14 protein-coding genes and 1 pseudogene are annotated in these 20,832 nt (G+C 59.5%); 3 read left to right on the top strand and 12 right to left on the bottom strand.

Annotation, left to right across the window (positions count from 1 at the left end):
* Nucleotides 1-35 precede the first annotated feature (35 nt).
* The 4 genes from HPQ64_RS00960 to HPQ64_RS00945 form a co-directional block, all read right to left on the bottom strand.
* Nucleotides 36-1,145: an ABC transporter permease gene (locus tag HPQ64_RS00960; RefSeq protein ID WP_172886532.1), complete on the bottom strand. Its 1,110-nt coding sequence runs from the start codon at nt 1,143-1,145 to the stop codon at nt 36-38.
* An 87-nt stretch (nt 1,146-1,232) separates the two neighbouring features.
* Nucleotides 1,233-2,159, bottom strand: a complete 927-nt coding sequence (locus tag HPQ64_RS00955; RefSeq protein WP_172886531.1) for a sugar ABC transporter substrate-binding protein — start codon at nt 2,157-2,159, stop codon at nt 1,233-1,235.
* A 129-nt stretch (nt 2,160-2,288) separates the two neighbouring features.
* Nucleotides 2,289-3,119, bottom strand: coding sequence for a MurR/RpiR family transcriptional regulator (locus HPQ64_RS00950; RefSeq protein ID WP_172886530.1), 831 nt, complete (start codon nt 3,117-3,119; stop codon nt 2,289-2,291).
* A 125-nt stretch (nt 3,120-3,244) separates the two neighbouring features.
* Nucleotides 3,245-3,415 carry a hypothetical protein gene (locus HPQ64_RS00945; RefSeq protein WP_172886529.1) on the bottom strand — a complete coding sequence of 57 codons (171 nt, stop codon included), beginning with the start codon at nt 3,413-3,415 and terminating at the stop codon, nt 3,245-3,247.
* A 29-nt stretch (nt 3,416-3,444) separates the two neighbouring features.
* Here HPQ64_RS00945 and iolG point away from each other — a divergent pair, with 29 nt between their 5' ends.
* The 3 genes and pseudogenes from iolG (at nt 3,445) to HPQ64_RS00935 (ending at nt 13,702) form a co-directional block, all read left to right on the top strand.
* The gene (gene iolG, locus HPQ64_RS00940; protein ID WP_172886528.1) at nt 3,445-4,446 is read left to right on the top strand and encodes an inositol 2-dehydrogenase; all 1,002 of its coding nucleotides are present in this window, start codon (nt 3,445-3,447) and stop codon (nt 4,444-4,446) included.
* 84 nt (nt 4,447-4,530) lie between these two features.
* Nucleotides 4,531-4,746 (top strand): annotated as a pseudogene (locus HPQ64_RS20285) (hydroxypyruvate isomerase); the annotation flags it as partial.
* A 793-nt stretch (nt 4,747-5,539) separates the two neighbouring features.
* Nucleotides 5,540-13,702, top strand: coding sequence for an inverse autotransporter beta domain-containing protein (locus HPQ64_RS00935; RefSeq protein WP_172886527.1), 8,163 nt, complete (start codon nt 5,540-5,542; stop codon nt 13,700-13,702).
* Nucleotides 13,703-13,901: 199 nt separating this feature from the next.
* On the opposite strand, the gene HPQ64_RS00930 is transcribed toward HPQ64_RS00935, so the two are convergent.
* The 8 genes from HPQ64_RS00930 to HPQ64_RS00895 all read right to left on the bottom strand — a co-directional run bounded on the left by HPQ64_RS00930 (nt 13,902) and on the right by HPQ64_RS00895 (nt 20,438).
* Nucleotides 13,902-14,321: a hypothetical protein gene (locus HPQ64_RS00930; RefSeq protein ID WP_172886526.1), complete on the bottom strand. Its 420-nt coding sequence runs from the start codon at nt 14,319-14,321 to the stop codon at nt 13,902-13,904.
* Nucleotides 14,322-14,328: 7 nt separating this feature from the next.
* Nucleotides 14,329-14,892, bottom strand: coding sequence for an invasion associated locus B family protein (locus tag HPQ64_RS00925; protein ID WP_172886525.1), 564 nt, complete (start codon nt 14,890-14,892; stop codon nt 14,329-14,331).
* A 272-nt stretch (nt 14,893-15,164) separates the two neighbouring features.
* A complete protein-coding gene (locus HPQ64_RS00920; protein WP_172886524.1) occupies nt 15,165-15,941 on the bottom strand; it encodes a CbtA family protein in 777 nt (258 codons plus the stop codon).
* 97 nt (nt 15,942-16,038) lie between these two features.
* Nucleotides 16,039-16,392: a nitrile hydratase accessory protein gene (locus tag HPQ64_RS00915; protein WP_172886523.1), complete on the bottom strand. Its 354-nt coding sequence runs from the start codon at nt 16,390-16,392 to the stop codon at nt 16,039-16,041.
* Nucleotides 16,393-16,785: 393 nt separating this feature from the next.
* A complete protein-coding gene (locus HPQ64_RS00910; protein WP_172886522.1) occupies nt 16,786-17,772 on the bottom strand; it encodes an acetamidase/formamidase family protein in 987 nt (328 codons plus the stop codon).
* A gap of 141 nt (nt 17,773-17,913) precedes the next feature.
* The gene (locus HPQ64_RS00905) at nt 17,914-18,528 is read right to left on the bottom strand and encodes an ANTAR domain-containing response regulator (RefSeq protein WP_172886521.1); all 615 of its coding nucleotides are present in this window, start codon (nt 18,526-18,528) and stop codon (nt 17,914-17,916) included.
* Nucleotides 18,525-19,733, bottom strand: coding sequence for a transporter substrate-binding domain-containing protein (locus HPQ64_RS00900; protein WP_172886520.1), 1,209 nt, complete (start codon nt 19,731-19,733; stop codon nt 18,525-18,527). Before HPQ64_RS00900 ends, HPQ64_RS00905 begins: the two co-directional genes overlap by 4 nt.
* Nucleotides 19,734-19,910: 177 nt before the next feature.
* Complete coding sequence (locus HPQ64_RS00895) at nt 19,911-20,438, bottom strand: DUF1097 domain-containing protein (protein ID WP_172886519.1); 528 nt, start codon at nt 20,436-20,438, stop codon at nt 19,911-19,913.
* Nucleotides 20,439-20,832 lie beyond the last annotated feature (394 nt).

Here is a 20,832-nt window from a genome sequence, read left to right as displayed (position 1 = left end):
CATCGCCGTGGTGGAATTTTGTGTCTTCGGACATCTCAACGCTCCCCCGTCACGCGCTTGCGAATCGCGTTGTTGAACAGAACTGCGATCAGCAGCATTCCGCCGAGAAACACCTGGAACCAGTCCTGGTCGAAGGAGGTGTAGGTCAGGCCGATGACCACCATCCCGAAGATGGTTGCCCCGAAGAATGCGCCGATTGCGGAACCGTAGCCGCCAGTCAGAAGGCAGCCGCCGATGACCGCGGCGATAATCGCTTCGAACTCCTTCTGGAAACCACGGCGCGCGTCAGTCGAACCAGCATCCATCACCGTGATGATCGCCACCAGTGCCGCGCAGCATGCGGTCACCATGAAAAGCGAGATCTTGACCTTGCGCACGGGCACGCCCGAATTCGTGGCGGCGTTGGCGTCTCCGCCCGCAGCGAAAATCCAGTTTCCGACGGGTGTGCGAAGCAGAACCCAGGTTGCCAGGAGCGCAATGATCAGAAACCAGACGATCTCGATAGGAAAACCGGGAACCTTCGGCGCGCCGTTCTTGAAGGTTTCGATCAGCCCGTTTTCCGCGAGCCATGCGAACAGTCCGCCGAAAGCATCGCCGGAAAAGAACGGGGCGAGCCAATCACCTTCGACCGCATCGCGCACGCCGCGAAGCTGCGTCGAGCCGCCGGTGGCGAGCTTCAACCCCACGAGAGACAGACCGCGAAGGATGAAAAGGAAGGCCAGCGTCACAATGAACGACGGCAAGCCGGAGCGGATGACGATGAAGCCGTTAAGTGAACCCATCAGTGCGGCGAAGGCGAATGTCGCGGGAATCGCGATGCTGAGCGGCAAACCCATGGTCACGGTGGCGGCTGCGAAGAAGAGGCCGGCGAAAGCCACCATCGAACCGATGGAGAGATCGAACTCTCCGCCGATCATCAAGAGTGCGGCGCCGATGGCCAGGATTCCGAGCTGCGAGGCGGGCGTCATGAAGTTGACCACGCCAGACAGCGTGAACATTGCGGGGTCGGCCGTCGCAAGAAAGAAGGCCGTCACGAGAATGACGCCGGCGATGGCACCCAGTTCCGGACGTTTCATCAGGCGAGCGCCGAAACCCTCACTTTTGAGACGTTCGTCCACGGCGGATTGAGACGTGCTGTCCGACATTGGTTTCCTCCCTTGGCACGCTGATGCAAAAGGGCCGTGGCGGGTTCACACACCACGGCCCCCTTTGCCGCATGAAAGCGTCGCGGCTTAGCGAATTCCCTGCGCCGACAGTTCGATCACCTGGCCGGCCTTGTCGGCGGTGATCAGGTTCGGGCCCGAAGGAACGTTGCCACCTGGAATGAGGCCGTATTTGGCGTTCAGTGAAAGGAAAACGACCGGGAGATAACCCTGCAGGAACTGCTGCTGGTCGATCGCGAAAGCGGCATTGCCGTCCACAACCGATTGCAGGAAGCTTGCGGACATATCGAAGGTTCCGACATTCACATCGCCGGTACGGCCGACGGCTTCTACGGCTGCGACCGCCGGTTCGCCCACCGTGCTCGCGCCAAGGCCCATGACGGTGTCGATATCGGGGTTCGATTCAAGCGCGGCGCGAATCTTCGCCTCGACCTCGGCCGGATCGTTGGAGGTCGGAAGAACCTCGACCGTTCCGCCGAAGCCCTTGGCGAAACCTTCGCAACGCAGGTCGAGAGCGACGTTTCCGACTTCCTGGTTGACGCAGATCGCGTTGGTACCGCCCATCTCGGCCAGCTTCACGCCGGCGGCTTCACCGGCCGTGAACTCGTCCTGGCCGACATGGAGCAGAGCACCCAGCTTCTTCGAAACGTCCGAGCCGGAGTTCATCGAAATCACCGGAATACCCGCGGCGACGGCACGCTCGATCGACGGGCCGAGCGCATCCGCGTCGGGGATCGAGACGACCAGGCCGTCCGGCTCCTGGTTCACGGCCGCGTCGATCATCTGGCTCATCTGAACCATGTCGAAGGTTTCGGGCGAGCGGAACTCGACGTTCGCGCCCGTATCCTTGGCGGCTGCGTCGACGCCGTTTTTCACGACCGACCAGAACGGGTCGTTGGCCTGGCCGTGCACGACGACGAGGATGTCCTCGGCGACAGCCGGTGCGGCGAAACTCATCGCCGCAACAAAGGCGGCCGTCTTGAAGAATTTGGTCATGATACCTCCCTGATACCTCAACGGGGTCACTCCTCCCCCTTTGGAAATCCGGCTTGCACCGGGTGCTTACTCCATCATCGCCCGATAGGATGGAATATTTATTCCATTTACGGTGAATCAGGCGAACTGTCAACTCCGTTTCTGTAAAGCCCCGACGGCAACGGCCAATGTCGTAGTCAAGGTGATGGATGCGTTCAAGGCACGAAAGCCGGCAACTTCGTCCTCTCGCGCAATCAGCATTTCGCTGGCCCATTCGGCAATCGGGCAGCGCTCGGAATCCGTAAGGCCGAAGACCGTGATGCCCTGCTTGGCCGTGGTTTCGGCAAGTCGGACGGTCTCCTCGGAAAATGGGGCGTACGTCACGGCAAAGAGCGCGTCTTCGGGGAAGATCGTTCCAGCGGTATTGAGCATGCCCGCGCCGTAGTGCAGGTTTGCCGCAACGCCCAGCTTGTCGAAGAGATATGACATGCTGCTTACCACGGCAAAGGCGCGGCGCAGGCCAACCAGATGCACAACGCGTGCCGAAGCCATCCCGCGCGCAATGCGGTCCAGCCGATCTGTCGTCACCGTGTTTGCCAATGATATCAGTGATTTATGCCCTGATTCCGCGAAATCCGCCAGCAGCCGTCCGGTCCCTATCGCGCCTTCCTCGCGCAGGTTCGCGAGGCGCTCTTCGTAGTTCGGCCGGAACTCGGTGTAACGGGCGCGGAAAAGATCCTGCATTTCGGAGTAGCCCGAAAAGCCGAGCGCCTGGCAAAACCTCATGTACACCGACGGCGCCACGCCCGATGCTCCAGCCATTTCTGAAACGGTCGACACGGCTACCAGATGCAGGTGGCGGCGTGTAAAGCTGGCGCATTGCTTCAGTCGCTTGGGCAAGCCGTCGATCGTGCCATCCAGCTTCTCCAACAGTTCGGACACGCTGCCTGGCGCTGCCTGAAGTGGGGTTTGTTCGCTCATGCGCATCTCCTGGCTTGACAGGGCCAGCATAGCGGTTCATCACCAAATTGGAATAAAAATTCCATAATTGAGGAAGACATGGAACACGGCTCCGGGCTTATCTGTAATGGTCTCACGTGCAAGGCTCACACCCTTGCCTGTCGCGCGGCAGGCGCTATGCCGGCGATCTCAAGGCCGTCGAAGCTGTTGTCTTTCTCCGCACGGCCGCCGCAAAGGGCAATGCGTTTCCCGATATTGCCGGCGCGCTCGGCCCCGAACACGTAACCCAGGCCTTCGGCGACCCGGTCCGGTAGCACCGCTGCGCCATTATGTGAAAGGAAAACCCATGAAAGTCGCACTCTTTGGCGCGGGCCGCATCGGCAAGGTTCACGCCGCCTCGATCAAGACCGACCCCCGCTCGGAACTTGTCGCCGTCACCGACGTCGTGAGCGAGGCTGCCGACGCGTTGGCCCTCGAGCACGGCATAAAAGCCCGCTCCGCCGGCGATATTCTTGCCGACGCTTCCATCGACGCGATTCTCATCGCTTCTTCCACGAACACCCACGCGGACCTGATAGAGGCTGGGGTAAAGTCGAACAAGGCGATCTTTTGCGAAAAACCTATCGATTTGTCGCTCGAGCGTGCGCTTGGCATCCGGAAGGTTGCTGCGGGCCACGGCAAGCCGGTAATGATGGGCTTCAACCGTCGTTTCGATCCGAACTTCGCTGCCCTGAAGGTTGCTCTCGACAGCGGCGAAATCGGCAAGGGCGAGCTTCTGGCCGTCACCTCCTACGATCCAGCCCCGCCGCCGGTAAGCTATATCAAGGTGTCGGGCGGGCTTTTCCGCGACATGATGATCCACGATTTCGACATGTGCTCCTTCCTCTTCGGGTTGCCAAAGACGGTTATGGCGCATGGCTCCTGCCTCGTCGATCCGGAGATCGGTAAAGCAGGCGATGTCGATACCGCCGTCGTTGTCATGACCTACGAAGACGGGCGTATCGCCACGATCCGCAACTCGAGGCGCGCGCCTTATGGCTATGACCAGCGGGTGGAAGTTCTTGGGTCCGCAGGCACGCTGGCGGCGGAGAACGAGATCGAGAACACCGTGGTAAAGTCCACAGCCGCCGGCGTCATGTCCGCCAAGCCGGTCTATTTCTTCCTCGAACGTTACATGCGCGCCTATGCGATCGAATGGTCGGCCTTTGTCGATGCCTGCGTTGATGGAAAGCCGGTTCCCGCCGGTATCCAGGATGGCGTCAATGCCCTTGCGCTGGCAGAAGCTGCCAACCGCTCGTTGTCCGAAGGACGCCCCGTCGAGGTCACGCCCGGCCTGACCGGAGCATGATCCATCGCCTTTACGCTCGCCGCTTGCGCGGAGATGCTTTAGCGGGAAAGGCCCATTGAATGGTGCTGTGCAGGGCTCCACGAAATGGGCTTTCAGGCCGGCCTGTGAAACTGGTTCGATAGCGATCTGGGCAAGCTGGCGAGATCAGGCACGCCCTCCTTGATCATGAGCGGATATCTCCATGGCCGCCTGGCGGGGGATGAAGGGGCTGGCATTCTCCTTGTTTCGGCACGTGAAACGGCGAATGTTGGCAGGCGTTTAGGCGTTACTCGGCTGAATTTACATGGTACCGGTCTGGGCTGGAGTCTTTTTACAAAAGGTGTTCCCAAATCAGGCAGGCTCTGATTCTAACATGCCTCTCAGAAGGCATTCTTGGCACGCGGCGATCTGGCAGACGAGGAATGGGTCATCATCGCACCGCTTCTTCCGTCCGAGCGCAGGTTGCTCCGCGGAGGCGTAAACGGTTTCGACCTGCTGCATCGAAGAGCTCGACGGGGTGGCAGACCCGCCCCGCGCGCTTCTCCCGGAGCGCTTTCCGATCAGGTGATCTCACCTGATTGACAAGATAACGCTCCAGATCCAGTCCCTTGAGCATATTCTTGTCGTTCGGATCGAAATGATCCGAACGGAAAATGCTCTTGCATCTCTTTGCCGTTTCAAGCGGCATTCCAGCCGTGTTTATGAGGTCCGTGACCTTAAAGTGCGGGAACGCTGCTTGGCGCTGTCAGACATTTACTCGCGGTAGCAATGGCCAATCAAATATATTGAGCGCTACCGAATTATATTTTGCTTATTTAAGCAATTTCTATATGTGTAAATTTGAGTTTGATATATTTATATTTAAAAAATATTTGTAAATATTAATCTATATTTATAGATTGAGTAAGTTATATATTTTTTATTCTAAGGAAATTATTAATTGGGACAGAAATTGATTATTTCTTGCATCAACTTTGGATCCCAAAGTTTTGCAACTATTGACAGTCGGGCCAATCACAACAATTTGAGGTCGAAGCGGCGAGCGGTCCGCGACGGAATGTGTTAGCGCAATTGTAGAGTTTCAATTTGGTAACCTGTGCGGAAGTTGTTGAATATGAGCGATTTGAATGCCGCGAATTTTCTCAATTCAACAGATGCGCAGGCGCATAGGCGGCTTTCTCCCGGGGCGCGGGCCATCAAGGTTAGAAGCGTCCTACTGTCGAGTAGCTGCCTAGCCGCAGTAGGCTGGGCAAGTGGCGATACAGCTTTCGCGGATAGCCAGGCTCCACGCTGGCAGACCTGGCTGGAAGCCGGCGGCCAGGCGGGTGACGAGGCGGCGGCGTTCCTGGAAGGATTCGTCCCCCTTGGGCAGGATGAGGAATCGCTTGTCTTCCTCGACCTGCGGCTGACGACGGAAGATCGCGGCACGGGCTATTCCTCGCTCGGGATCGGCGCCCGGCGGATCGTCGCGCCCGATCTCGCGATCGGCGCGAACGCGTTCATCGACGGTATCCGCACGGACAACGACAATCTTTACGCCGGGCTCGGCATTGGCCTGGAAGCTTTCACCTCCCGATTCGACCTGAGGGTGAACGGCTATATCCCGCTCGGCGGCGAAGAACAGTTCGGCAGCGGAACGAGCCAGGGCGGGGTGTCGGTCGTCGGAAATTCACTGGTGGAGACGACGGTTCTCGACGACCGCGTCGAAGCTCCGCTTTACGGCATCGGGGCGGAGCTCGGTGCGCTTCTGGATTCGCCATTCAGCGATGACCAGTTCCGCGCCTACGCGGGCGCCTATCATTTCGACAGGGACGGCTTCGAACACCAGTCGGGCGCGCGTCTCGGCCTGGAATACCGCCTCGAGAACCCCTTTGGCCTTGAAGGTGCGCGCTTCACCTTCGGCGCGGAAGCCGTCTACAATCAGGATGACGAGGTCGACGGGCTCGCGACCGCGCGGCTGCGGATCCCGCTGTTCGGCGGAAGCGACGGAGAGGCGCATGACGCCCCTGCCCTTTCGGCCTTGCAGGAGCGCCTCGACGAGAGCGTGCGCCGCGAAGCGATCGTGCGCACGGGCGAGACGACACAGGCGACCGGTACATTTACCACCCCCGTCGTGAATCCTGTGACCGGCAACGCCTATGGCCATGTCCACTTCACCGACGGCAACGACAGCGCGGGCGCGGGCACGCAGGTCGACCCGACCGACCTTGCCGACGCCATCACCGACGCCGGGCAAAACGGCATCGTCGTCGCGCTCGGCGGCAACGGCACGATCGACCTTACGTCCGGCGTAATGCTTCTTCAGGGTCAGACACTTGTCGGCGGCGGCGGCTCGATCCCGGTCCAGCTCGCCAGCGGCAATGTGACGACTTTCAATTTCGGCGCGACGAACGCCGTGATCGATGGCGCGGCCGGTATCGACACGATCACGCTCGCGGACAACGTCACCATCTCCGACCTGACGATCCAGGGCGGCGCGCAAGCTATCGCTGGGGCGAATGTTTCCGATTTCACGTTGCGCGACCTCAACGTCGAGAACACCAGCGGCGACGGCATTCATGTTACCGGCGCATCAAACGCGACAATCGTGGGCATTGACTTTGCCGGGATCGGCGGGACGAACCTGTTCCTGAACAATCACGCCGCGACGATCTCCGACATCACCATCGACGGCGGAACGAACGGCATCGTCATCAACAACAATTCCGGCACGACGACGCTATCGAATATCTCGATCAGCAATGTGACCGGCGACGGCCTCGGCTTTTCCAACAACACGGGCGCGGTCGACGCGTCTGGCGTTTCCGTCGCCAATGTCGGGGACGATGGCATCGACATCGACGGCGGCGGCGCGTTCAGTTTTTCCGGCACCACGAACATCGACGGGCTCGGCGCAAACACGGCGAGCGACGGCATCGACCTGACCGGCACGTCGGGCGCGACGGTCAGCTTCGGCACCGTCAATATATCGGGCGTGGCCGACGGAGCCGGGCTCAACCTTTCCAGCGGCTTTGATGCAACAGTGACAGCCGGTACCGTCAATATATCCGGCAGCGGCACCTCGAGCGGCACCGGCGTCGACCTTTCCGGCAGCTCCAGCACTGCGAGCGTGACCATTGGCACCGGCAACACCTCCGACCTCCAAACCGGTGTGGTGCTCGGCATCAATGGTTCGGCCGGTGTCGCCGGCGAGGCGGATCTGACCTGGTCGAGCGGGACGATCGACGCCGCAACGGCGCTCGACGGCGAAGGCGTCATGGACGGACAGGGGGATTACGATTTCTCGTCCACGACCATCGACACTTTCAACTTCGCAACATTTGCCGGCACCTTTTTCGTTTCAAGCATAGGCACGGGCGACGGAACGAGCATCGCCGAAGCCGCTTCACTTGGCGATGCGATCACCTTCGCGAACACCAACATGGGCGGCGCGACCATCGTGCTGATCAACGACGGCGTCTATTCGACAACGATGACGCTGACGCTTGCCAACGACGACATCACGCTCGCTTCCTTCGGCAACGGCGCCACCTACGCGACGAACGGCCTCATAATCGCCGACACCATCCAGGGTGACGACATCCCGGACGGCGGTGAGCGCGTCGGCGACAACAGGGGCGCGGCAACGCTTGTAAACACCGCCGACGACACGGTGCAGGTCAATGGCGATAATGTCGCCATCGCCAATATCAACCTCGGCAACGACGCCGCCGGAAGCTACGCGATCAGCGCAGCCAACATCGCCAATCTGACGATCTCCGGCGTCGGCATCGGCCAGGGCGCGACGAACTCCGAGGGCGGGGTCGAGCTGAACGGCGTCACGGGCACTGTCCAGGCGAGCGACGTCGACATCGAAGGCGGCAATGCGCTTTCCATCAACGGCGGCAATGCGACGATTACCTTCGACGCGGACAGCACCATTGCCAATGATGATGGCTTCGCCGTCAGCATTTCCGGCCGGGTCGGCGGCTCCTTCAGCCACTTCGGCGATATTTCCTCCGACCGCGCGACGGCGGGAGGCATTTCCGTTTCCGGCGCGATGGCGGCAAGCAACGTCACCTTCGGCGGCTCCGTGGCACTTGGAACCAACACCGCGCTTGGCGGCGGTGGGGGCGTCACGATCGACAATAACGGCCAGGCCTCCACGGTCGCCTTCAACGGCGGACTTGATGTCGCAACAAATGGTCAGACCGGATTTTCGGCGTCCGGCGGCGGGTCGATCGCGGTTGCTTCGGGCTCCGTTTCCTCCGCGAACGGCACGGCGCTCGATCTCGACGGCGTCGACATCGCGAGCGGCGGCATCGATTTCTCGTCCATCGGCGTAACCGGCACGGCTCCCGGCGCGGGCGTTTCGCTCAACAGCATTGGCGGCGCGGGCACATTTTCCGGCGGCGACGTGACGATCGCGGGAACGTCCGCCGGCGGAGCCGGCATCGCGGTTTCGAATTCCACCGCATCCATCGGCTTCGGCTCCGTCGATATTTCGGGTGCCGACGGCGACGGCATTTCGCTCACCGGCAACTCGGGTACGGTGGATTTCGGCACGACGAATATCGCCCTCGGCGGCACTGCGAACACCGCCGGCATCGACATCGAGGGCACGAACGGTCAGGTCACCTTCGGCGATACGACAATCACGGGCGTCGGCGCGGGTCAGACCGGCGTAGACTTTACCGGCGCGGATGCGCCCGCCACCTTCGGCGTTACGTCCATCATGGGTACGGACGGCACGGGTATCGACTTGTCTTCCACCCAGAACAACCGCTCGATCGGCTTCGCCACCGGGTCCGCGATCACCCTTTCGGGCGCAAGTGCCATCGGTGTCGAGCTTGCCTCGGACAACACCGCCGCCACGGCGGCGAGCGCCAATTTCACCTTCGGCGACGGTTCGGGCGTCGATGTGAACGGCACCAACAGCGCAATCGACGTCGCGAGCGGCATCACAGTCGACACGATCGGCGTGCAGACGGTGCAAGGCACGTATAACTTCGAGGATGTCGCCTTTACGGGCAACGCTGCCTTCCAGCCTTCGGATCTTCAGTTCGTCCACGCCGGAATCGGTACCGGCGACGGCTCGCTGCTCAACCCCTTCACCGTGGCGCAGGCGCTTGCCGCCACCGACACCGACCAGACCTTCGTCTTCCTCGACGGCTCCTACGACTTCGGTGGCACCACCTTCACACTTGACGACGGGCAGAGCGTCACCGGTTTCGACAATGGCGCGAGCGTGACGGTCGCCGGCGCGCCGATCAATATCTCCGGTCTCGGCTCGAGCACCATCGACATCAGCCGCACTGAGGGCAACACCGGTGGCACATCGGTCTCTATCTCGAACAGCGGTGGGGCGGACGTCTTCTCCTTCCTTGGCGCGGGCATGATCGCCGATCTGACGATCGACGGCACGGGGGCGGGCGACGCCTTCACCGTAGGCGCAACCAACGGCACAATCATGGTGGACGGCGTCACGGTGCAGAACGTGACGAGCGGGCAGGCTGCATTCTCCTTCAACGGCTTCAACGGCACGGCGACCGTACAGAACTCCGGCATCGCAAGCGCCGGCGGCGGCATCGCCAGCGTGACAGGCGGCACCGGCTCCTACAGCTTCAACGGTGTAACGACCTCGGGAACGGGAGTGGCCGGCAACACCGGCATCCTGCTCGACAGCCTGGGTGCCGCGTCTGCCTTCAACTTCTCAAGCGACCTGACGCTCGCCGGTTACGACAGCGGGATTTCCATTCAGGACATCGCTGGCGCCAACGTCGATATCGATTTCGGCGCTGTCGACGTCAGTTCCTCGACAACCGGTATTTCGGTCACCAACATAACGAACGCTGCAACCGGTATCGACATCGACTTCGCAAGCGTCGCGGTGAACGGCGTGGACACCGGCATCGCCGTCGACGGCTTCAACGCTGCCGGCCAGGCCATCTCCATCGCAGGCACGACGACGATCACCGAAGCCGCCGTCGCCGGCATCGCGATCAGCAATTCGGGTGGCGATGTCTCCTTCGACGGACGCACGACGATCACCAACACGGTAGCGGCCGGCCACGGCATAGACCTCGGCCTCGACGCTGGCGGCGCGAACGCCGGCACCTACACGTTCAACGGCGTCGACGTGACGGTGAACGGAACAGGTGCGTTCGGCCTGCGCGCGCGGAATTCCGGCACAGTCGATATCCTCGATCCGAACGGAGACAACCAGATCACCTCGAACAACGGCACGGCGATCTTCATTAACCCGACGCTGGTCGATATCACGCTTGCCAATGTGACATCTCAGAACGCCACCGGTTCCGGCCTCGATCTCGAGCTTGTGTCCGGCTCGTCCTTCTCCGTAACAGGCACGGCGGATGTCACCGGTTCGGATGGCGCGGGTGTCGAAATCACCAATTCCGGCGGTTCGACGATTTCCTTTGGAACACTCAACATCGATAATGACGATACGGCGGCGGATGGCGCGGGCTTCGTCGTCAACAACAGCACTGCGGGAGCCGTCACCGTAAATGTGGCGGACGGCACCATCTCCTCCGGCGACGACCGGGCGATCAACATCGCCAACAGCGGCGGCGGGATCGTCCTCGGGCAGGCATTCTCCTCCGTCTCGGCGAATGGCGCGGATCGCGGTGTGTCGCTAGAGGATACGTCAGGCGGCGGCACGATTTCCGGCACGCTCAACACCGGCTCGGCGGGCACGATCCAGAACACAACCGTTGCAGCCGTCGACATCATGGGCGGAAACGCGACAATCAGCATCGGTCAGGATATCGTCACATCGACCGGACGCGTAGCTGACCTTGGAACCCTTGCACTTGGAAGCACCGTCAATATCAGCGGCAATATCAACGCGACTGGCGGCACGGGCATCAGCGCCGATCAGCTTGGCGGTGCGACAGTGACCTTCTCCGGCGCCTCGAAGGTATTGAATACCGGCACCAACACAGCCGTGAGCCTGACGAACAGCAGCGCGGCGACGTTCAACTTCACGGGTGGCGGGCTCGATATCGACACGACGAGCGGCTCGGGTTTCCTCACCAATAATGCTGGTACCGTGACAGTTTCTGGTGCAAACAACACGATCACGTCCGGCACTGGCGGCGCGCTCAATCTCTCAACGACGACCATCGGCGATGCAGGCTTCAACCTCGCCAGCGTCGATTCCACCGGCGCGGCACAAGGCATTTTGATCGATGCCCTGTCGCAAACCAGCCTCTCGACCGGGCTCGATATCGCAGGCGGGGCGATCATCGGTGCGACGGCGCGGGGCGTGGACATCAACAACGCGTCCGCCGACATCGCGATCGGGACAACGATCTCGACCTCCGGTACGGCCCGGTCTGTCGAGGTGACCAATTCCGGCGCTACAGGCGGCAATGCGATTACCTTCTCAGGCGCGGTCACCGATACGGGCGCGGGCATCAACCTTGACAACAACGATCAGAACGGCGGCGACGCCACGGTGCAATTTTCCGGCGGATTGAACCTGAATACGGGCGGCAACACGGCCCTCAATGTCATGAACGGTGGCATCGCTGAAATTTCGGGGACCACCAATTCGATCACCACAACTTCCGGTATCGGCATCAACGCCACAGGCGGCGGAACGATCACGGCAACAGGGATGAACTCCAGCGTGTCGACGACGACAGGCACCGGGGTCAATATCGACAATTCAACCATCGGCGCGGACGGATTCGCGTTACGATCCGTCTCCGTCAACGGCGCGGCGAATGGCATCGTGCTCAACAACACGGGCAATACGGGCGGCGTCTTCAGGGTTACGGGCGACGGATCGCTTGCCCGCAACGCCTCCGGCGGCACGATCCAAAACACGACCGGCGACGGCGTCGAACTGACGGACGCCTTCAACGTTGTCCTGCAGTCGCTCGATATCCTGAACGCGGGCAACTCGGCGAACAGCGCCGCTATCGCCGCCGTCACAAATGACCACGCGGTTCAAAGCGTGCGCGGTGGCAACATCACCCTTTCCGGCGTGACCATCCTGAACCCGATCGGCACCGGCTGGGAGGCGTTCGACATCACGGGCGTGAATCGCATCGATAACAACTCGCTCGTTCAGGGCCTCGACGATACGTCCAACTTCGCAGGCATCAGGCTCACGAACGTCAACACCGACTTCACGTCCTTCACGCTCGACAACATCACCGTCGATCACGCCGATCCGACACCTGGAGATGCAGCAGTCAACGGCAACGCCAATGTGGTTTTCACTACGGAAGGAACGGTGAACGGAACCTTTGACATCCGCAACTCCACGTTCACGGGAGCCCGCGGGACGGCGGTAACAGTTGGAATCGGCAATACGTCAGGTTCCACGGGGACCGTGGACGTCAATATCGTCGGCAATACCTTCCAGGACGCGCATGACATAAATGGCCAGAACAATCTCGCTATCACAGTTCAGCAGAGTGCTACGGCCAATGTGCTGATCGACGGCAACACCTTCACCGACACCGGTAAGGGCGGGTCGCTCTCGGGTCAGATTATCGTCCAGCAGAACAATAGCGCGGTGCTCGATACGATCATCCAGGACAATGTGGTCAACGGTCTCGATACGCCAGGCACCTCGCGACAACGCGGCATCGAGGTGTTGGCACTGGAGCAGTCTACAGTAGGTGGCAAGGTCGACGCGCAGATCCTGAACAACCAGATCTACGATATCGGGCGTACCGGCATCTACATATCACCGCGCGGGGCGATCTCAGACTTCGACGCGGTCGTGAGAGGCAACACTGTCGGAGATGCGACGAGGCCCGTGGGCTACGAAGCATTGTTTGAAAACGCAGGCATCGCCGTCGTTACCAATGATTCCGCGAGTTCGACATCGAATAGCAACATTCTAATCGAAAATAACAATGTAACCGTCAACCTGTCGGATAGCACTCGCACAGGCGGCATAAGCGCCATCCTCGATCCGTTCAGTTCCGGCGCGGGCACCGTCAACCTGACGGTACTCAACAACACGGTTACCAATCAGGGATCGGTCGGCCACAACTTCTTCTTCCTCGCAAGGGACTCCAGCGTCGGGGGCAATTCCGCCACACTGAACCTCGACGTGCGCGGTAACAATGCCCTAGGCGCGACAAACTCCTACAGGTTCGAAGAAGCCTCAGGATTAACACCCAGCGATCTTAACGTCGTGGATTTTGCGAATATCGCGGCGAACAATCAAAGCGGGGGCTCGACTGCTAATGTCTCCTCGGTGGGAACGGTCGACGATATCGCTGGCCCGCTGCCCCAGCCAGCCTTCAATTGATCTCCATAGTCACGAAATCCATGAGAGAGGCACGCTGGCGCCCTCTCGGTATTCCGCCGCGAGCATACTAGTCGAAGCACTACAAGGCTCGGGCGCAATGGCCATCAAAAATTATTCGCCAACGCCCGGGTGTCCTTCGATTGTATTAAATCGCTTGCCTGAGGTTTAAGGCTTTAAAGCGCTACCTGAGCTGCCGGTACTAACTGCGCGGTTTCTCGACCTTGACGATCCTTGGCACCGGGAAGACGCCGAAGCCAAGGTCGATACGATTCGGCCTCGACGTGCCAGCGTCCGACGATGCCCGGCTATCCGGCTGTTGCGCCTCTTCGATCGTCGAGAGCGATCCGCCGCGAATGGCCGAAAGCGTTTCCTCCACCATTGAAGAAAACCCGCCGGCGTGAAGCGCACTCAGGAAGGAGAGCGTTCTGCCGGCCTCCTCGCCGAAGGCCCAGCGGCAGCGCTCGAACCCGCAGCCCGACAGCACGGGCAGCGCGCCGCCGGAATAAGTCAACTGGCAATCCTTGAAGGAACAATCGCGAAATTCGCTTCCATCGAGCACAATCGTTTCGCCGTAAAACGTCCTGCTCGAAAAGTCGCCCTGAAGGGGAGAAGCGCTCATCGCCGGCTTAATTCGCCAGCTTCTGATAGGCGGCGGAAAAGCCGATCAGCGTGACGGGAACGGTCACCGGTTGGCGTTGGGCGGTTTGAAATGAAACCTTCAGCGTGCCGCCCTTTTTCATCGCCGCAATCAAATCCTGGGAAACTGCCGTCCCGGCGTATGCGCCTCCGGCATCGCTGGTCTGGATCGGAAGGGCGATATTGTCTCCCTCGTCGACCTGAAGGCTTGCCCCGGCAGGCAGGAACAATCCATGCGGAAGGGCTAGAACGAGCGCAAGTTGCTCCGAATTCGGGCGCTGCTCGATCAGAACGGTCAACAATCGCTGGCCGGATTCCTGGACCACGATGTTCTGCGCCATTCGACACCGTGAACCGGTGCCTTGCGACGCTTCGCTACAATTCACGACCCAATTGGCGCCGGCGGCACCCGGCACCTGCCCTTCGGCACCGGCGGAGTTAGCTACTCCTTGAGCAAGCGTTGTCTGCGGGCTATTAAAAGAACAAATAATCCCTAGCGTAAATACTGCGAAAAATTTCTTAGAACACTTCCTGTTGACTTTACGAATTCCCATTACTTAAGACTCGATGATAGTGGTTATTGCCATAATGGATTTTTATGCTGAAATTTAGCCATTTGAACATTGCAACTCGAACCAAATTTTCGTGACCCGCCCCGTCAAAGACACGCGCACCGAATAGGGAGCAGAACCCTGTTCCGGGCATCCCCGAAATCGCCAATTGCAGTGGGAGCAAATACCAAGCCGTGGCCATCTCGAGAAGGCTTTTCGACCGGACCCGCAAGCCCGATCGAAGTTCGGTTTTCGCACCCGCAGAAGGTGGGCTTTCAGGCTCCCTGAGGCTTGCCGTCGCCATAGTCGCCAAACCTTTTGGCGAAGAGCCATCCCGCGACAACTCCGAGGAGGACCCATAGAACCGCTCCGTGCACCAGCGAGGCGACAGCAAATTTGGCCGAAAGGTGCGCGGGCACGTTCGAGGTTGCAGCGTGGCCGCTCAATTCAGGTGCGCCAACGGCATGCGGCGCCAGAATAAAGAAGGTGCCGGCAGCGATCCCCGCCCATCTCGAAAGCCCGCGAACGGAAAAGGCAACCAAAGCAATACCGATGCTCGTCGACAACGCCGTGCCGACCCACCAGATTTGCCTGTCGACGAGATCGGGAGCCGTCATGCCCGGAAGTTCAGGAGGTAACCCGAAAAAGGGAGCAAGGCTGAATGCCGCGAATCCGGCTGCTCCCCAAAGAGCACCCGTTCCCGCGTTTATTGCGCGCCCGCTCAGGAACAGGCAGGCGACCAGAAGCAGGGCGAAACCCACCGCGGCGAGAATATTCGAGGCGAACGTATAGAGATTTCGCTCTAAGCCGCCCGCCGGCTGCCACTCGTCCTCGCCATGTGCGTGCCCTTGAAAAGCACCAAGATCGTGGGAGTGGCCACTAGCCGTGGCGGCGGTTCCGGATTGGGCGGTTATGGTTGAAGCCGCCGCTCCAGTTTCGTAAAGCTCAGCTTCCTCGATCATCGGAACGGAATAGACGAGCTGAAAGAGCGTGGCGCCGGCCCCGGCGATCACACCGGCGACGATGGCTATTGTCAACAAGCGCTGAAGCATTTGGACGATCCTCAGGTCACTGAATCCCGCGAGGCGATATCCTTTCGAAACTCTCACCTCGCCCAATGTGTTCGTATCGGCATTGATGACCGCGCGTTCAGAAGGATTCGGTACGCGTCTTGTTCCGGAACTCTTCCGTACGTCGATCGATTTCCTCGGCTGAAACCAGCCCTCGGCTCACCGCCAGTCGCTCGAATGCCCTCAGCCACTGCTCGTAGTATTCCCAGGATTGGTCGTCGACGCTGTGCCCCTTCTCCCAGTCGCTGATCGTGGCGATCAGGCTTTGGCGAAAATCCTCGTAATCGAAGACCTTGTCCTCCGACAGCGCCAACACCATTCCGAAGGCGCGACTTTGCCAGGGTTCATCGAACGTCAGCCGGTCGCAGCGGCGCGGCGGCTCCGCAACGCTGCCGTTTAGAGTATCGATATAGCTCTGCTCGAGATTCTGCATTTCGGTGCTCCTTCCCCTTCTGGCGCAAACACAAAAAAAGCCCCTCGGGTGAAAACCCGGGAGGCTGCGATGCCTGTGTGCCGTGGCACGATATTTTTCAGAACTCCCGAAGCCGTCTTACTCCACGGCCGAGAGCGTTTAAAAATTACATCATGAACCGCAAATAATAGCAATAAAAAAAGCAAAAAAGAAAATAACTCAGTAGATTATTTGATAAACGCATACTAAACAGTAAAATAATGAGGGTCTCCATATATTAGTATATTTTAAATATGTAAAATTCGCGTATTTACTTCACCCTGCCGAAAAATCCCGGCAGGGTGCTAATCACTACACGATCGCAGCGCTGAAATTATGAGCGCCTAGTAAGGATATACGGGCTTAGACCGACCGTTACGCGAGATAGGATTTCGCGATCGACGCCCCGATGGTGTACTTCGGATCCACCATGTTTCCGAGTCTGACGCGGCCAGCCTGGGTGAGAAAGAAATATGCTTCGAGCTTGTCCCATCCGTAATCTTCGACCAGCCAGTTGATGAGTTCGCGGTAGGCAATGCGGGCCGCATCCTCCATCGGTCGTGCAGAGCCGAGCGTCATGATGAAATCTTCGTTTTCGAGGCGCGGCCAGGCAATGTGGCGGTTCTTGATGACGTCGATCTGGATTGTGGTCGTCGATGCCATTTCGACCGCGACGCCGCACAATTCGCCGTCCCCCTGTGCTGCATGACAGTCGCCGAGGTAGACGTATCCATCCTTGCGGTGCACCGGAAAATAGACGATCGCTCCTGGCGCGACATCCGGGACATCCATGTTCCCGCCCCAGTAATCCGGCTGCAGCGACGTTACAGCCTCGATCTCCGGGCTGACGCCCAACGTTCCGATGAAAGGCTCGTAGGGGATGGTAATCTTGCTATTGAACTCAACGCCATCTTCCGTAACGTTCATCTTTTTCACTTTCTCCGGAAGCGCTTCGTTCAAAACCGCGGTATGAGCCGTTCCGACAAGTCCGCCGAATTCCGCGATCAACGCCGTCGTGCCGACCGGTTGCGGCCCGCGCGGTTTGATCGAGTGGATCCTGATCGCGATGATATCGCCCTTTTCCGCGCCTTCGACGGCGATCGGCCCGCATTGCGGGTTGAGAAACGGTACATTGAGGATTTCCGATGGGCTGTCGGTTTCCCGCTCGATCTTGCCCTCGAAGGCATCTTTCGTTTCGACCACCACGAGGTCACCAGGCGCGACCTGAAGGACGGGATCCGGAAACGGGCCGTAGACATAGTGGTATTTGCCCTGGGCTTCCTCGGTCAGGTGATGCGTTCTTCCTTCGCTGCCGCGTGCCAGGCCTTCGCGGTGCATCCATGAGCTGTTCAACCATTCCATATCAACCTCCTTCGATTTCAAATTTCAAACGGGGCTCCCCGTCCTGTGCCTTCGTCCCAAACGACCGCGGTGGATGGTTGACAGGGCGAGCGCCGTCGTTCCGCGAAAACCGCGGCCTTTTGCATCGACTTGGAATGACGGCTATCTGCTTTCAGCCGTGTCGCCGCGCCAGTGAAGGGGCGCCAACGAACGGGACGCCACGATCTGCTCGCAAAGTGCTTCCACCGACACCTGCTTGCGCATGGCCTGTGTTCTCAACACGCGGTAGGCATCGCTGTTACCGAGACCGAACTCGACCGCGAGCATCTGGATGGCCTCCGTCACCAATGGCCTTGCACGAAGACGATCGCCCAGATCCGCAATTTTTCGCTGCATCCGTTCCATGTATTCGTAATTGTGAAAGGCAATCGCCAATGCACTGAATACGCCGGTCGAACGAACGGGCTTGAGGATGTAGGCCGCCGGCATCTGCGAAAGCGTCCACTCGATACGGCCAGGCGCTTCGGACCCCAGAAGCGCGATCAGCGGTATCGGCGAAGCCCCCGGCTCCCAGCGGAATTGCTCCGAACAGCCACGGTCCGCGTCGAAGAACAGGACGTCGAAATCGTCCACCTTGATACCGTGCGCGGGCCACGACGTTTCGGTGCGCAGGCCGAGTTTCCTCAACTGCTCCGTCAGAAGTTTGGTGTTCGCGTCCTCAGGGTGGACAACCATGGCCCTCTGGCCAGAGAAGTTCGGTAGTCTGAACCTGCTCATTGGACCATCCTCAGCCGGGTACGGTCTTTGCGGGTCGACGGCCCATTCTTCAGTTTGACATTTTTATAGAACTCCTGTGAATTGAAATTGACAAGATAAGGATCCGGCTTAACAAATTTGCTGGATGACCAAATAATATCGAATTGACCGTCTTTATTGGAAATGCCAAGTGAAGGCGTCAGGTAGCAATGATTATTGTCCTGATCCACTTTTACCAAGCCTTGAGGGGCTTCGAACTCGATTGAATAAAGGGCTTGCTTGACATCATCGATATTTTGAGACTGTGATCGCTGTATCGCTAACGCCAGTAACTTCACTGCATTGTAGGATGCTTCCGCATCGGCAGAAGTAACGCTCTGCGCGCCGAATCTCTTCTTGTAGGCCGCTACGAAACGGTCGTTTTCTTCCCGCTTCATGCTCTGGAAATAGACGCTCGACGCAATATGGCCCGAAACGGCCGCCGGGCTCAGTTTCTTCAGTTCGGGCTCGGACAGCGTGCAACTGCAGATCGGGATTTCGCCCGCTTCCAGCCCTTCGAATTGTCTACGCGCGCTCTGGAACTTCTCCATGAAGGCGTAACTTGACGTACCGATGAATGAACTGAAGACAAAGGACGGCTTGACCGCCAGTATTTCGCTGACGATACGGTCGACATCGAGAGAACCGACCGGCAGATACCTTTCGAACTCCACCGTACCGCCGCATCCGGTCATTATCTCGCGCAGGATGCGGTTGTTTTCCCAGGCCCAGATGTAATTCGAGCCGATGCAATAGGCCCGGTCGCCATATTCCTGCAGCATGTAGGCGGCGAGCGGCACGATATGCTGATTTGGCGAGGCGCCGCTGTAGATGACGTTGCCGCAGTGCTCGAAACCTTCGTAGTGCGAAGGATACCAGAGCAAACCGTCGAGCTTTTCGAAGACGGGGATGACTTCCTTGCGGCTAATCGAGGTGTAGCATCCGACAACGTGTCGCATGCCCTGGCGCAGAAGGCCTTCGCACATGGTGCGGTAGTTCGTCAGATCTCCGCCGGGATCCTGTGTCGTCGGCACAAGCTTGAAATCGAAATCATCACAGGCGTTGACCTCCTGAACCGCCAGCATGGCACCATTGTGCATTTCCTGGCCGATCGTGCTGTACGAACCGGTTAGCGAAAAGACTAAGCCGATCGGTACCGTATCCTTGTCTTTCTTGCCTTTGGTCATGTCACTCACGCTTGTTGGCGAAAGGGTTGTGCCGGTTTTGCGGTGGTCCCTGCAGGTCGGCCCCTCATCGGACGGTCAGCCACGGGTTCCAATGTTTGTTGCCACAGCCGGGACGGGAGTGGGACTTGGGCCATTTCACATGGCTACCCCCTTCCGACCCGGTCCTGGAGGCCGGCCTCAGCCGGGTTGCGTTTGTACCGAAATCACCTCGGCAGCCTTTGCCGAGGCGTAGGCGAATAGCGCACCGATCACCATCGAAAGCGGCACGACGAGATAGGAACTCTCAAGGCTGAGGGACAGAACCGCCTGCAGCGAGAGCCTGTCCGGCGTCTGCAGCAGATAAGCGAAAGTGGCCGCATATCCGAGGGTCGTCCCCGGGATCGACGAGATGATCGCGATATTGGCTGCCAGGATGTAGATCGCGATCGAAGCGGTCACGACAAGGCTTGCCCAGATATTCGCCCCGATCTGATCGGCCATCGGCACTGCGAGGATCACCACTGCCGTGGTGGATGCCACGATCACGCCGAAAATATTCGAGGCGATGGTGCTTTTCAGGGCGGCCTCATCACCCCCTGAAAAATAAAAGCATGCCCAAGCGACGAAGGCCGCCCAAATCAGGATCGTCCCGACCGATAGGAACAACCAGGTGGCGATACCGCCAAGTATCGATACGCTGATGGCCAGTGCAGTAATCTTCGACATAGTGGCTCCTCACTTTTTTCTTTCCCTCTCCGCCGGCTTTGGCATCGCGGTGTTGGTCCGCAGCCTTCGTCTTCAGTGGCATGTCGCGCTTCTTGTCTGTCTGCGACGATGCCGGCGGTTCGGCGGGCCGGCCCTTCGGCTGTTTGTCTTCCGGGCCGGCCACGCATCGCGGTCTGATAAACGGGGAGGCGGCCTGAAGGGGGTCAGGCCACCTCCCAGGTCCGGGCCTTGGGAGGTGGGCGCCGGGGAGTTCAACTTGCGCCGTGGCAAAGACGCCTCGATGCGGACATGCTGAACGCTTTGAACGTGTCAGGACTTCCTGTATTCGCTCCTTCGAACTCAGGGGTACCAGTGCTCCTTTCGATTCCGGCATTTGCCCGAACGCAACCAGAAG

The organism is Hongsoonwoonella zoysiae (assembly GCF_013266695.1).
Lineage (GTDB): Bacteria > Pseudomonadota > Alphaproteobacteria > Rhizobiales > Stappiaceae > Hongsoonwoonella > Hongsoonwoonella zoysiae.
Note: the sequence above shows the minus strand (reverse complement) of the source record. Positions and strands in the feature narration are given on the sequence as shown.